The sequence below is a fragment of the Rhizobium sp. 01T417 genome, assembly GCF_056398905.1.
The window spans coordinates 1-14,410 of the sequence record NZ_JBFTQH010000069.1 but is presented as its reverse complement, the minus strand read 5'-3'; the positions used below and the strand labels follow the sequence as shown (position 1 = coordinate 14,410).

The 14,410-nt window shown below is 59.2% G+C and carries 10 protein-coding genes and 1 tRNA gene; all 11 read left to right on the top strand.

What is annotated here, in order from left to right:
• Positions 1-149, top strand: a 149-nt coding sequence (locus tag AC1DPR_RS30800; RefSeq protein WP_477816249.1) for an EF-Tu C-terminal domain-related protein, incomplete at its 5' end; no start/stop codon positions are given.
• Between the two features lie 174 nt (positions 150-323).
• A complete protein-coding gene (locus tag AC1DPR_RS30795) occupies positions 324-1,217 on the top strand; it encodes an NAD-dependent epimerase/dehydratase family protein (RefSeq protein ID WP_113472074.1) in 894 nt (297 codons plus the stop codon).
• A 139-nt stretch (positions 1,218-1,356) separates the two neighbouring features.
• Positions 1,357-1,432: transfer RNA gene (locus AC1DPR_RS30790), tRNA-Trp, on the top strand.
• A gap of 189 nt (positions 1,433-1,621) precedes the next feature.
• Complete coding sequence (secE, locus tag AC1DPR_RS30785; RefSeq protein ID WP_018860299.1) at positions 1,622-1,822, top strand: preprotein translocase subunit SecE; 201 nt, start codon at positions 1,622-1,624, stop codon at positions 1,820-1,822.
• 16 nt (positions 1,823-1,838) lie between these two features.
• A complete protein-coding gene (gene nusG, locus AC1DPR_RS30780) occupies positions 1,839-2,369 on the top strand; it encodes a transcription termination/antitermination protein NusG (RefSeq protein ID WP_018860300.1) in 531 nt (176 codons plus the stop codon).
• 140 nt (positions 2,370-2,509) lie between these two features.
• Positions 2,510-2,941 (top strand): 50S ribosomal protein L11, encoded by a 432-nt coding sequence (gene rplK, locus AC1DPR_RS30775; protein ID WP_007531592.1) that lies wholly within the window; start codon positions 2,510-2,512, stop codon positions 2,939-2,941.
• A gap of 4 nt (positions 2,942-2,945) precedes the next feature.
• The gene (gene rplA / locus AC1DPR_RS30770; RefSeq protein ID WP_113472075.1) at positions 2,946-3,638 is read left to right on the top strand and encodes a 50S ribosomal protein L1; all 693 of its coding nucleotides are present in this window, start codon (positions 2,946-2,948) and stop codon (positions 3,636-3,638) included.
• Between the two features lie 332 nt (positions 3,639-3,970).
• Complete coding sequence (gene rplJ, locus AC1DPR_RS30765; protein WP_016553543.1) at positions 3,971-4,489, top strand: 50S ribosomal protein L10; 519 nt, start codon at positions 3,971-3,973, stop codon at positions 4,487-4,489.
• 58 nt (positions 4,490-4,547) lie between these two features.
• On the top strand, positions 4,548-4,928 hold the full coding sequence (rplL, locus tag AC1DPR_RS30760; protein ID WP_018860302.1) for a 50S ribosomal protein L7/L12: 381 nt from the start codon (positions 4,548-4,550) through the stop codon (positions 4,926-4,928).
• A 256-nt stretch (positions 4,929-5,184) separates the two neighbouring features.
• Complete coding sequence (rpoB, locus tag AC1DPR_RS30755) at positions 5,185-9,321, top strand: DNA-directed RNA polymerase subunit beta (RefSeq protein WP_018860303.1); 4,137 nt, start codon at positions 5,185-5,187, stop codon at positions 9,319-9,321.
• A 185-nt stretch (positions 9,322-9,506) separates the two neighbouring features.
• Positions 9,507-13,718, top strand: a complete 4,212-nt coding sequence (gene rpoC / locus AC1DPR_RS30750) for a DNA-directed RNA polymerase subunit beta' (RefSeq protein WP_018860304.1) — start codon at positions 9,507-9,509, stop codon at positions 13,716-13,718.
• Positions 13,719-14,410: the final 692 nt, after the last annotated feature.

Genomic DNA, 14,410 nt, shown 5'->3' with positions numbered 1-14,410 from the left:
AAGGCACGGAAATGGTTATGCCTGGCGACAACGTCACTGTAGACGTCGAGCTGATCGTTCCGATCGCGATGGAAGAAAAGCTGCGCTTCGCTATCCGCGAAGGCGGCCGTACCGTCGGCGCCGGCATCGTCGCCTCGATCGTCGAGTAAGCTTCGGTTTATCCGGATCTAAGAAGGGGCTCCGCTGGAAACAGCGGGGCCCCTTTCTGTATCTGTCATTTGAATTAGGCATCACTGTCTGGTGACAACGCAAAGCCGGGTAGTGGCCTTGCGCTTGAACGCAAAGCCTTTATCTATCCCTCCGATTTCATAAGGGAGGACATGATGAAAAAGCGCATTCTCTTCACAGGTGGTTCGGGCAAGGCAGGGCGCCATGCGGTGCCGTGGCTCGTCAACGCCGGCTACGAGGTTCACAACGTCGATCTGGTGCCGCTTGATAGCCCCGGCGTGACCAACCTGATTGCCGATGTCACCGACAGCGGCCAGATCTTCAACGCGCTTTCGATGCACCGCGACTTTCCCGACCTCGATGCGGGCAGGGGCGTCCAACCCTTCGACGCCGTGGTGCATTTCGCGGCAATCCCGCGAATTCTCATCAAGCCCGACAACGAAACGTTCCGCATCAACACGATGGGCACCTACAATGTCATCGAGGCCGCGGTGAAGCTCGGCATCCGCAAGATCATCGTTGCCTCCAGCGAGACAACCTATGGGGTCTGCTTTGCGGAAGGCCATCGCGACTTCCATCAGTTTCCGCTGGAGGAAGACTATGACGTCAACCCGATGGATTCTTACGGTCTCTCCAAGGTCGTGAACGAGAAGACAGCGCGTGCCTTTGCCGAACGCTCGGGTTTCGACATCTACGCGCTGCGCATCGGCAATGTCATCGAGCCGCATGAGTACGAGAGGTTTCCGACCTATTTCGCCAACCCCGAAATGCGCAAGCGCATCGCCTGGAGCTATATCGACGCCCGCGACCTCGGGCAGATCTGCCACCTCTGCACCGAGAAGGACGGTTTGGGCTTCCAGGTCTTCAACGCCGCGAACGACACCGTCTCGGCCAACACGCCGTCGAAGGAACTCGCCAGCCGATTCTATCCGAATGTGCCGTTCACACGCGAAATCGGCGAATACGAGGGCCTGCTCTCCAACCGCAAGATCCGCGAAGTGCTTGGTTTCAAGGAAGAGCACGACTGGCGCAAATATGTGAAAGTCTGATCGCAGGCGTTTCCGCGACGCGGGATTGGAAAAATAGAAAAACGCACTTGCCAATCCTGCGCCGCCGCCTTAAAGGAGCGCCATGCTTGCAGTTGCGCTTCGCGGCCGGTCCGGTCAAGAAGCTGAATGTAAAGCGTAAAGGGGTATAGCTCAGTTGGTAGAGCGGCGGTCTCCAAAACCGCAGGTCGTGGGTTCGAGCCCCTCTGCCCCTGCCATCTTTCTTGAACGAGTTGCGCGGACATCTCGCAGCAGTTCGGCCGGAAAGGCGACGTATGGCTAAGTTCGTTAAACTTCGGTTTCCCTCTTGTGCAATTGGGAATCGATGTTTATGTAGGGTTCAACAGACACGCGGTGCGTGGGGCTGATATGTTCAGCTTTACGCGCCGTAATTGCGTGGGCAGTCGATGGCATCCAAAACTAATCCGTTTGCGTTTCTACAGCAGGTTCGCTCCGAGACGTTGAAAGTTACCTGGCCGTCGCGCCGCGAGACGATGATCTCCACGGTCATGGTGCTTGTAATGGTGATCTTTGCCGCGCTGTTCTTTTTTGCCGCGGACCAGCTTATTGGCTGGGTTCTGAGCTTTGTGCTCAACGTTGGCAGCTGATCGGTGGAGATATAACATGGCGGCACGTTGGTATATCGTCCACGCATATTCTAATTTTGAGAAGAAGGTCGCGGAAGACATCGAGAATAAGGCTCGTCAGAAGGGCCTCGAGCACCTGTTCGAAAAGATTCTCGTCCCGACCGAAAAGGTGGTTGAGGTTCGTCGCGGTCGCAAGGTCGACAGCGAGCGAAAGTTCTTCCCGGGCTATGTCATGGTTCGTGCGGATCTGACCGATGAGGCCTACCACCTGATCAAGAATACGCCGAAGGTCACTGGCTTCCTCGGCTCCGACAACAAGCCCGTTCCGATTCCGGATTCCGAAGCCGAGCGCATTCTCGGTCAAGTCCAGGAGGGTGTGGAGCGGCCGAAGGCATCTGTTACCTTCGAGATTGGCGAGCAGGTCCGCGTTTCCGACGGTCCGTTCGCTTCGTTCAATGGCACGGTCCAGGATGTGGACGAAGAGCGTTCGCGCCTGAAGGTGGAAGTGTCGATTTTCGGCCGCGCTACACCGGTCGAACTGGAATACGCTCAGGTCGAAAAGGTCTGATCGTCCGCGGCGCAAGCCGCGAACCGCGTGGAAGGTGAGGGGTCTTAGCCGGGCCCGGGATCCGAACCACGCAACCGCAGCCGCCGGAGCGATCCGGCATCTTGGTCGGGTAACCGGCCATCAATGAAAGGCAGAGAGATATGGCTAAGAAAGTTGCAGGCCAGCTCAAGCTTCAGGTCAAGGCAGGATCGGCAAACCCGTCCCCGCCAATCGGCCCGGCGCTTGGTCAGCGTGGCATTAACATCATGGAATTCTGCAAGGCGTTCAACGCCGCTACGCAGGAAATGGAAAAGGGTATGCCGATCCCGGTCGTCATTACCTATTACCAGGACAAGTCTTTCACCTTCGCGATGAAGCAGCCGCCCGTCAGCTACTTCCTCAAGAAGGAAGCGAAGATCCAGTCCGGTTCGAAGACGCCTGGCAAGGGCGCGACCGCAGGAAAGCTCACCAAGGCTCAGATCAAGTCGATCGCCGAAGCCAAGATGAAGGATCTCAACGCAGCGGATATCGAAGGTGCAATGGCGATGATCGAGGGCTCTGCCCGCGCCATGGGCCTGGAAGTGGTAGGATAAGACCATGGCTGGCAAGCGCACGAAGAAGATCAACGAAGGTGTTGATCCCACGAAGCTCTACGCTCTGACTCTCGCCATTGGCATGGTCAAGGAGCGCGCGGTCGCGAAGTTCGATGAAACCATCGAAGTCGCCATGAACCTCGGCGTTGATCCGCGTCACGCAGACCAGATGGTCCGCGGCGTTGTCAACCTGCCGAACGGCACGGGCCGCGACGTTCGCGTTGCTGTCTTTGCTCGCGGCGCCAAGGCTGACGAAGCCAAGGCTGCTGGCGCAGATGTCGTCGGTGCTGAAGAGCTCGTCGAAATCGTCCAGGGCGGCAAGATCGATTTCGATCGCTGCATCGCGACCCCGGACATGATGCCGCTCGTCGGCCGCCTTGGTAAGGTTCTCGGCCCGCGTGGTATGATGCCGAACCCGAAGGTTGGTACCGTTACGATGGACGTTGCCGGTGCTGTCAAGGCATCCAAGGGCGGCGCTGTCGAGTTCCGCGTCGAAAAGGCTGGTATCGTTCATGCTGGCGTTGGCAAGGCATCCTTCGATGCCAAGGCTCTGGAAGAAAACATCCGTGCCTTCGCTGACGCTGTCATCAAGGCGAAGCCGGCTGGCGCGAAGGGCAACTATGTCAAGCGCGTAGCGATCTCTTCGACCATGGGCCCGGGCGTCAAGATCGACCCGTCGTCTGTTGCGGCCGCTTAAGTAAGTTTCGCTGGGCTTCGGCCCGGCTAAAGAATTCCGGCCTCGAAAGGGGCCGGAGTATTCCGGAGAAATCCGGAATCCTGTCCGAGATTGCAGGTGGTTCTCCCTTAATCACTTGGCCTGCATGAGACGGGTAAGACCCGAATTGCATGAAGTTCTGCTTCTAGGAATTTGGTTCGAGCCTTGGATGCCTTGTGCCTTCGGCCTTTCTTTGGCGCGAAGCGCGAGGGGACAGGATCCTCAAGCGTCGCTTGGGATCGCTTCTGATCCCAGGAGGCAAAAGGCAACCCGGTGGGGCCCGTCAAAAAGGTCCTGCCAACTGGAGATAGGCAGTGGAAAGAGCGGAAAAACGCGAATTCGTCACGGAACTGAACGAAGTCTTCAAGGCTTCGGGCTCGGTTGTCGTGGCCCACTATGCTGGTGCTACAGTCGCGCAGATGAACGACTTCCGTTCCAAGATGCGCGCAGCTGGCGGTACCGTCAAAGTCGCGAAGAACCGCCTGGCCAAAATCGCCCTTCAGGGTACGGAAGCGGAAGGGATCTCTGGTCTCTTCACCGGTCAGACGCTCATTGCTTACAGCAATGACCCGATCACCGCTCCGAAAGTCGTCGTGGATTTCGCCAAGACCAACGATAAGATCGTTGTTTTGGGCGGCGCCATGGGAACAACGACGCTCAACGCTGATGCAGTCAAGTCGCTTGCGACCCTGCCGTCGTTGGACGAACTGCGCGCGAAGCTGCTGGGCATGATCCAGACTCCGGCTACCCGCATCGCAGGCGTTGTTGCAGCACCGGCAAGCCAGCTTGCTCGCGTGTTTTCGGCTTACGCCAAGAAGGACGAAGCCGCATAAGGCGGTTTTTTGCTGTTTATAAACAACCGGTTCGAACCGAACAAAAGGAACTGATAACATGGCTGATCTCGCAAAGATCGTAGACGACCTCTCCTCGCTGACCGTTCTGGAAGCTGCAGAACTGTCCAAGCTTCTCGAAGAAAAGTGGGGCGTTTCCGCTGCTGCTCCGGTAGCTGTTGCTGCTGTTGCTGGCGGTGCAGGCGCTGCTGCTGCTGCTGAAGAAGAAAAGACCGAGTTCGACGTCATCCTCACGGATGCCGGCGCTAACAAGATCAACGTCATCAAGGAAGTTCGTGGCATCACCGGCCTCGGCCTCAAGGAAGCCAAGGACCTCGTCGAAGGCGCTCCGAAGGCTGTCAAGGAAGCCGTTTCCAAGGCTGAAGCTGCCGACATCAAGAAGAAGCTTGAAGACGCCGGCGCTAAGGTCGACGTTAAGTAATCTTGAACTACATCTGGGGGGTGGGATTTCCCGCCTCCCATTTGTCGTTTCGTTGAACGAATTACCCAAAAGCCGCGTGAAAACGGCTTTTGGGTAATGGGTTCTTCAAGAGGATGGTCTCGAACCGAGACGCGAAGGCAATCCGGCCTCGCATTTCGGGAAGTGAGACGAGATTGAACTACTCATGATTGACGGGGTCGACTGGCCATCGGTTCCCGTCCGTTGCAGGCCCGGATGCAATTTTGAAGGAGCGACGATGGCTCAGACCCTTTCGTTCAATGGTCGTAGGCGCGTACGCAAGTTTTTCGGTAAGATCCCCGAAGTCACAGAAATGCCGAACCTCATCGAGGTTCAAAAGGCATCGTATGATCAATTCCTGATGGTTGAAGAGCCCAAGGGCGGTCGCCCTGACGAAGGCCTTCAGGCTGTCTTCAAGTCCGTTTTCCCGATCACGGATTTCTCCGGCGCTTCCATGCTGGAATTCGTGTCTTATGAATTCGAACCGCCAAAGTTCGACGTCGATGAATGCCGTCAGCGCGACCTGACCTACGCCGCGCCGCTGAAGGTCACTCTCCGTCTGATCGTGTTCGATATCGACGAAGATACGGGTGCGAAGTCCATCAAGGACATCAAGGAGCAGTCGGTCTACATGGGCGACATGCCGCTCATGACCAACAACGGTACGTTCATTGTCAACGGCACCGAGCGCGTTATCGTGTCCCAGATGCACCGTTCGCCGGGCGTCTTCTTCGATCACGACAAGGGCAAGAGCCATTCTTCCGGCAAGCTGCTTTTCGCTGCCCGCGTGATCCCGTACCGCGGTTCCTGGCTCGACATCGAGTTCGACGCCAAGGACATCGTCTATGCCCGTATCGATCGTCGCCGCAAGATCCCCGTGACCTCGCTGCTTATGGCGCTCGGCATGGACGGCGAAGAGATCCTGTCGACCTTCTACACGAAGTCCGACTATCAGCGCGACGGCAAGGGCTGGCGCATTCCGTTTACGCCGGAGACCCTCAAGGGTGCCAAGGCAATCACCGAAATGGTTGACGCCGACACCGGTGAAGTCGTTGTCGAAGCCGGCAAAAAGCTGACTCCGCGTCTGCTCCGTCAGCTCGCTGACAAGGGCCTCAAGGCTTTGAAGGCGACCGACGAAGATCTGTACGGCAACTACCTCGCCGAAGACATCGTCAACTACTCGACAGGTGAAATCTACCTCGAGGCCGGCGACGAGATCGATGAGAAGACCCTTCCGATCATTCTCCAGAACGGTTTCGACGAGATCCCGGTTCTCGGCATCGACCACATCAACGTCGGCGCCTATATCCGCAACACGCTGACGGCGGACAAGAACGAGAACCGCCAGGACGCTCTGTTCGACATCTACCGCGTCATGCGTCCGGGTGAACCGCCGACAATGGACTCGGCTGAAGCCATGTTCAACTCGCTGTTCTTCGATGCGGAGCGCTACGACCTCTCCGCCGTTGGCCGCGTCAAGATGAACATGCGCCTCGACCTCGACGTCGAAGACACCGTCCGCATCCTGCGCAAGGACGACATCCTGGCCGTGGTCAAGATGTTGGTCGAACTGCGCGACGGCAAGGGCGAAATCGACGACATCGACAACCTAGGCAACCGTCGTGTTCGCTCTGTCGGCGAATTGATGGAAAACCAGTACCGTCTCGGCCTGCTCCGTATGGAGCGCGCGATCAAGGAACGTATGTCCTCGATCGAAATCGACACGGTCATGCCGCAGGACCTGATCAACGCGAAGCCGGCAGCTGCTGCCGTTCGCGAATTCTTCGGTTCCTCGCAGCTGTCGCAGTTCATGGACCAAGTGAACCCGCTTTCGGAAATCACCCACAAGCGTCGTCTATCGGCTCTTGGCCCGGGTGGTCTGACGCGCGAGCGCGCAGGCTTTGAAGTCCGCGACGTTCATCCGACCCACTACGGCCGCATTTGCCCGATCGAAACGCCGGAAGGCCCGAACATCGGTCTGATCAACTCGCTTGCGACCTTCGCCCGCGTCAACAAGTATGGCTTCATCGAAAGCCCATACCGCCGCATCGTTGATGGCAAGGTGACGAACGACGTTCTTTACCTCTCCGCCATGGAAGAAGCGAAGTACTACGTTGCACAGGCAAACGCCGAGCTTGGCGCCGATGGTTCCTTCACCGACGAATTCGTCGTCTGCCGTCATGCTGGCGAAGTTATGCTCGCTCCGCGCGACAGCATGAACCTGATGGACGTTTCGCCGAAGCAGGTTGTTTCGGTCGCAGCGGCTCTCATCCCGTTCCTGGAAAACGACGACGCCAACCGCGCTCTCATGGGCTCGAACATGCAGCGTCAGGCCGTTCCGCTGCTGCGTGCTGAAGCTCCGTTCGTCGGCACCGGCATGGAGCCGGTCGTCGCTCGCGACTCCGGTGCTGCTATCGGCGCCCGTCGCGGCGGCGTGGTCGACCAGGTCGACGCGACGCGTATCGTTATCCGTGCGACGGAAGACCTCGAAGCTGGCAAGTCCGGTGTCGATATCTACCGCCTGCAGAAGTTCCAGCGTTCGAACCAGAACACCTGCGTCAACCAGCGTCCGCTGGTCACCGTGGGTGACGTTGTCAACCGCGGCGACATCCTCGCCGACGGTCCGTCGACGGACCTGGGCGACCTTGCTCTCGGCCGTAACGCGCTCGTCGCGTTCATGCCGTGGAACGGTTACAACTACGAAGACTCGATCCTAATGTCCGAGCGGATCGTTGCTGACGACGTGTTCACCTCCATCCACATCGAAGAATTCGAAGTGATGGCGCGTGACACCAAGCTTGGTCCGGAAGAAATCACGCGCGACATTCCGAACGTCTCGGAAGAAGCGCTGAAGAACCTGGACGAAGCCGGCATCGTCTATATCGGCGCCGAAGTTCAGCCCGGTGACATTCTCGTCGGCAAGATCACGCCGAAGGGTGAGAGCCCGATGACGCCGGAAGAAAAGCTTCTGCGCGCCATCTTCGGTGAAAAGGCTTCCGACGTTCGCGATACGTCCATGCGTATGCCGCCCGGCACCTACGGGACGATCGTCGAAGTGCGCGTCTTCAACCGCCACGGCGTTGAAAAGGACGAGCGCGCGATGGCGATCGAGCGCGAAGAGATCGAGCGTCTTGCAAAGGACCGCGACGACGAGCAGGCGATCCTCGATCGTAACGTCTACGGCCGTCTGGTCGACATGCTACGCGGCCAGGTCGCAATCGCCGGCCCGAAGGGCTTCAAAAAGGGCACCGAGCTTTCGAACGCCGTCGTCTCGGAATATCCTCGCTCGCAGTGGTGGATGTTCGCTGTCGAGGACGAGAAGGTCCAGGGCGAACTCGAAGCTCTCCGCGGCCAGTACGACGAATCCAAGTCGCGCCTCGAACAGCGCTTCATGGACAAGGTCGAGAAGGTTCAGCGCGGCGACGAAATGCCTCCCGGCGTCATGAAGATGGTCAAGGTCTTCGTTGCTGTTAAGCGCAAGATCCAGCCGGGCGACAAGATGGCCGGCCGTCACGGCAACAAGGGCGTCGTCTCGCGCATTGTGCCTGTCGAGGACATGCCGTTCCTCGAAGACGGTACGCATGTCGACATCTGCTTGAACCCGCTGGGCGTGCCTTCGCGCATGAACGTCGGGCAGATCCTCGAAACCCACCTTGCCTGGGCTTGCGCCGGCATGGGTAAGAAGATCGGCGAACTGCTCGACGAATACCGCAAGACGATGGACATCACCGACCTGAAGACGGAACTGACGGAAGTCTACGCGTCGCAGGCCAAGGACGAAGTCGCCAACTTTGACGATGCATCGCTCGTCAAGCTGGCTGAACAGTCCCGCAGGGGCGTCTCCATCGCAACGCCGGTCTTCGACGGTGCGCATGAGCCTGACGTTGCCTCGATGCTGAAGAAGGCAGGTCTGCACGAGTCCGGTCAGTCGGTTCTGTACGACGGCCGTACCGGCGAGCCCTTCGACCGCAAGGTCACCGTCGGCTACATGTACATGATCAAGCTGAACCACCTGGTCGACGACAAGATCCACGCTCGTTCGATCGGTCCTTACTCGCTCGTTACCCAGCAGCCGCTGGGCGGCAAGGCGCAGTTCGGCGGTCAGCGCTTCGGCGAAATGGAAGTCTGGGCTCTGGAAGCATACGGTGCAGCCTACACGCTGCAGGAAATGCTCACGGTCAAGTCGGACGACGTTGCCGGCCGTACCAAGGTCTACGAAGCCATCGTCCGTGGCGACGATACGTTTGAAGCCGGTATTCCGGAAAGCTTCAACGTTCTCGTCAAGGAAATGCGCTCGCTTGGTCTCTCCGTCGAACTCGAGAATTCGAAGGTCGAGGAGCAGCAGGCCAGCCAGTTGCCGGACGCTGCCGAGTAACCACCGATGGGTGTGCGCTGTAACGCAGCGCACACCGTTCCCGCTCTGGCCCCTTACGTGTCGGCCGGGCAGGGACGATTTCGCCGCATTCTGCGGTTATTGTCGTTTTGAGCGTTGGCGCGGCTCCCGGGATTTGCCGCCGTCCATGCAAGATAAGGGCGCATCCGCCCATGAAGGAGACAGGCATGAACCAAGAGGTCATGAATCTTTTCAATCCGCAGGTGCCTGCACAGAACTTCGATTCCATCCGGATTTCGATTGCTTCTCCGGAGAAGATTCTTTCCTGGTCTTACGGTGAGATCAAGAAGCCGGAAACCATCAACTACCGCACGTTCAAGCCGGAACGCGACGGTCTCTTCTGCGCGCGCATCTTCGGACCGATCAAGGACTACGAGTGCCTTTGCGGTAAGTACAAGCGCATGAAGTACAAGGGCATCATCTGCGAAAAGTGCGGCGTTGAAGTCACGCTGTCGCGCGTTCGCCGTGAGCGCATGGGCCATATCGAGCTCGCCGCTCCCGTTGCCCACATCTGGTTCCTGAAGTCGCTGCCGAGCCGCATTTCTACGCTGCTCGACATGACGCTGAAGGATGTCGAGCGCGTTCTCTACTTCGAACACTACATCGTCACCGAGCCGGGCCTGACCGCGCTCAAGGAGCACCAGCTCCTGACGGAAGAAGAGTACATGCTCGCCGTTGACGAATACGGCGAAGACCAGTTCACGGCCATGATCGGTGCTGAAGCCATCTACGAGATGCTGGCATCGATGAACCTTGAGAAGATCGCTGGCGATCTGCGCTCCGAGCTTGCCGACACCACGTCGGACCTCAAGCAGAAGAAGCTGATGAAGCGCTTGAAGATCGTCGAGAACTTCATGGAATCCGGCAACCGCCCGGAATGGATGATCATGAAGGTCGTTCCGGTGATCCCGCCGGATCTGCGTCCGCTCGTTCCGCTCGACGGCGGCCGTTTCGCGACGTCGGACCTGAACGATCTGTACCGCCGCGTCATCAACCGTAACAACCGTCTGAAGCGCCTGATCGAACTGCGCGCTCCGGGCATCATCATCCGCAACGAAAAGCGCATGCTGCAGGAATCTGTGGACGCGCTGTTCGACAACGGCCGCCGTGGCCGCGTCATCACCGGCGCCAATAAGCGTCCGCTGAAGTCGCTGTCCGACATGCTCAAGGGCAAGCAGGGCCGCTTCCGCCAGAACCTGCTCGGCAAGCGCGTCGACTATTCCGGCCGCTCGGTCATCGTGACCGGTCCGGAACTGAAGCTGCACCAGTGCGGTCTTCCGAAGAAGATGGCGCTCGAGCTGTTCAAGCCGTTCATCTATGCCCGCCTCGACGCCAAGGGTTACTCCTCGACCGTCAAGCAGGCCAAGAAGCTGGTTGAAAAGGAAAAGCCTGAGGTTTGGGATATCCTCGACGAGGTCATCCGCGAGCATCCGGTTCTCCTGAACCGCGCACCGACGCTGCACCGCCTGGGAATCCAGGCCTTCGAACCCACGCTGGTCGAAGGCAAGGCCATCCAGCTGCACCCGCTCGTCTGCACGGCATTCAACGCCGACTTCGACGGTGACCAGATGGCTGTTCACGTGCCGCTGTCGCTTGAAGCCCAGCTCGAAGCCCGCGTTCTGATGATGTCGACGAACAACATCCTGCACCCTGCAAACGGTGCACCGATCATCGTTCCGTCGCAGGACATGGTTCTCGGCCTGTACTACCTCTCGATCATGAACCAGAACGAGCCGGGCGAAGGCATGGCCTTCTCCGACCTCGGCGAGCTGCATCACGCGCTCGAAAACAAGGTCGTGACGCTGCACACCAAGATCCGCGGCCGCTTCAAGTCGGTCGACGAGGACGGCAAGCCGTACTCGAAGATCTATGAAACGACTCCGGGCCGCTTGCTCATCGGCGAACTCCTGCCGAAGAACGGCAAGGTGACCTTCGACGTCTGCAACCAGGAAATGACCAAGAAGAACATCTCCAAGATGATCGACGCGGTCTACCGCCATTGCGGCCAGAAGGACACGGTCATTTTCTGCGACCGCATCATGCAGCTCGGCTTCACCCATGCCTGCCGCGCCGGCATTTCGTTCGGCAAGGACGACATGGTCATTCCGGAAACCAAGGCGAAGATCGTTGCCGACACCGAAAACCTGGTGAAGGAATACGAGCAGCAGTACAATGACGGTCTGATCACGCAGGGCGAAAAGTACAACAAGGTTGTCGACGCCTGGGGCAAGGCCACCGAAAAGGTTGCCGAAGACATGATGGCCCGCATTAAGGCCGTCGAATTCGATCCGAACACCGGTCGTCAGAAGCCAATGAACGCCATCTATATGATGTCCCACTCGGGCGCTCGTGGTTCTCCGAACCAGATGCGTCAGCTGGGCGGCATGCGCGGCCTCATGGCCAAGCCGTCGGGCGAAATCATCGAAACGCCGATCACGTCGAACTTCAAGGAAGGCCTGACCGTCAACGAGTACTTCAACTCGACGCACGGCGCCCGTAAGGGTCTAGCAGACACTGCCTTGAAGACCGCGAACTCCGGTTACCTGACCCGTCGTCTCGTCGACGTCGCCCAGGATTGCATCGTCAACTCGGTCGATTGCGGCACCGACAAGGGCCTGACCATGACCGCCATCGTTGATGCCGGTCAGGTCGTTGCGTCGCTCGGTGCTCGTATCCTCGGCCGTACCGCCCTTGATGATATCGATCATCCGGTCACTGGCGAGCGTATCGTCGATGCCGGCAAGATGATCCTCGAGCCCGATGTCATCGAGATCGAGAAGGCTGGTATCCAGTCGATCCGTATCCGTTCGGCACTGACCTGCGAAATCCAGACGGGCGTCTGCTCGGTCTGCTACGGTCGTGACCTTGCACGCGGTACCCCGGTCAACATGGGTGAAGCAGTCGGTGTTATCGCTGCTCAGTCGATCGGCGAGCCGGGCACGCAGCTCACCATGCGTACGTTCCACCTTGGTGGCACGGCAACCGTGGTTGACCAGTCGTTCCTGGAAGCCTCGTACGAAGGTACGGTTCAGATCAAGAACCGCAACCTGCTGCGCAACTCGGATGGCAACCTCGTTGCCATGGGCCGTAATATGACCGTCCAGATCCTGGACGAGCGTGGTGTCGAGCGCTCCTCGCAGCGCGTCGCCTATGGTTCGAAGCTGCATGTCGACGATGGCGACAAGGTCAAGCGCGGTCAGCGTCTGGCAGAGTGGGACCCCTACACCCGTCCGATGATGACGGAAGTGGCCGGTACCGTTCAGTTCGAAGACGTCGTCGACGGTCTCTCGGTTCTCGAAGCGACCGACGAATCCACTGGCATCACAAAGCGTCAGGTTATCGACTGGCGTTCGACCCCGCGTGGTTCGGACCTCAAGCCGGCAATCGTCATCAAGGATGCCAGCGGCAATGTCATGAAGCTGTCCCGTGGTGGTGACGCCCGCTTCCTGCTCTCGGTCGACGCGATCCTGTCGGTCGAGCCGGGTCAGAAGGTGTCTCAGGGTGACGTGCTTGCACGTTCGCCGCTCGAAAGCGCCAAGACCAAGGACATCACCGGCGGTCTGCCGCGCGTTGCCGAACTGTTCGAAGCTCGTCGTCCAAAGGACCACGCCATCATCGCTGAGATCGATGGTACGATCCGCCTCGGCCGCGACTACAAGAATAAGCGTCGCGTCATCATCGAGCCGGCGGAAGACGGTGTCGAGCCTGTCGAATACCTGATCCCGAAGGGCAAGCCCTTCCACCTTCAGGAAGGCGACTACATCGAGAAGGGTGACTACATCCTCGACGGTAACCCGGCTCCGCACGACATCCTGGCGATCAAGGGCGTCGAAGCACTCGCTTCGTACCTGGTCAACGAAATCCAGGAAGTCTATCGCTTGCAGGGCGTTGTCATCAACGACAAGCACATCGAAGTGATTGTCCGTCAGATGYTGCAGAAGGTGGAAATCACCGATGCAGGCGACTCGACTTACATCGTCGGCGACAACGTCGACCGTATCGAGCTCGAAGACGTCAACGATGCGCTGATCGAACAGGGCAAGAAGCCTGCTTATGGCGATCCGGTTCTGCTGGGTATCACCAAGGCGTCGCTGCAGACCCCGTCGTTCATCTCCGCCGCGTCCTTCCAGGAAACGACGAAGGTGCTGACGGAAGCTGCAATCGCCGGCAAGACCGACGGTCTGCAGGGTCTGAAGGAAAACGTCATCGTCGGTCGTCTGATCCCCGCCGGTACCGGTGGCACGATGACCCAGATCCGTCGCATCGCGACCTCGCGCGACGAGTTGATCCTCGAGGAACGCCGCAAGGGCACGGGCGCCGATGTCGCCACGCCGATGCTGCAGGATCTCGCAGGCGAGAGCGCACCGGCTGCCGAATAATCGGCAGCTTGGTCTTAAGAATTGAGAAGCCGCCCGGAGCGATCCGGGCGGCTTTTTGTTGTGCGCCCAGCATGGGCGCATTCTTGTGGGTGGAAGTCCCACCGTAAGCTGGTCACATCGAGCGAAGTGAAGCGCACCTGCGGCGGGGTGACCAACCGTGGGGAGGAAGCGTGGATCGAACCTGCGGGCCGATGGACAAGAACCGGATATGAGGCGATGCCGACCAGGGCGAGCGGGCAACAAACCGCGAAGCTCTTGTGACCAATGGGCGGTGGCGTAAATCCGGAAGCCCGCCGGAGCTCCGGTCGCGACGAAGCCGAGCCCCCGCCGMGGATYGGGAACGACACRGGCGCRGGGCTGCTTGAGGTGGCCCTGCGGCGAGAGAACCTTCTGCKGGCGTGGAAGCAGGTGCGGGCCAACAAAGGCGCGGCGGGCGYGGACGGTCTGGAYATYGACCAGACGGCYGCRAYGCTRCGCATCTCTTGGCCTGCCATCCGCGACAGCCTGCGGGAKGGGACGTAYCGGCCACAGCCGGTGCGTCGSGTGATGATCCCGAAGYCAGGGGGCGGCGAGCGCGAGCTTGGCATCCCCACGGTGCTGGACCGCCTGATCCAACAGGCGCTCCTGCAAGTCCTTCAGCCAATCCTTGATCCGACCTTCAGCCAGCACAGCTACGGCTTCCGTCCGGGAAG

What these genes read in the sequence shown, in the direction of transcription:
- AC1DPR_RS30795 (WP_113472074.1), top strand. Translation starts at nt 324, where the DNA reads ATGAAAAAGCGCATTCTCTTCACAGGTGGTTCGGGCAAGGCAGGGCGC.
- secE (WP_018860299.1), top strand. Translation starts at nt 1,622, where the DNA reads ATGGCATCCAAAACTAATCCGTTTGCGTTTCTACAGCAGGTTCGCTCC.
- nusG (WP_018860300.1), top strand. Translation starts at nt 1,839, where the DNA reads ATGGCGGCACGTTGGTATATCGTCCACGCATATTCTAATTTTGAGAAG.
- rplK (WP_007531592.1), top strand. Translation starts at nt 2,510, where the DNA reads ATGGCTAAGAAAGTTGCAGGCCAGCTCAAGCTTCAGGTCAAGGCAGGA.
- rplA (WP_113472075.1), top strand. Translation starts at nt 2,946, where the DNA reads ATGGCTGGCAAGCGCACGAAGAAGATCAACGAAGGTGTTGATCCCACG.
- rplL (WP_018860302.1), top strand. Translation starts at nt 4,548, where the DNA reads ATGGCTGATCTCGCAAAGATCGTAGACGACCTCTCCTCGCTGACCGTT.
- rpoB (WP_018860303.1), top strand. Translation starts at nt 5,185, where the DNA reads ATGGCTCAGACCCTTTCGTTCAATGGTCGTAGGCGCGTACGCAAGTTT.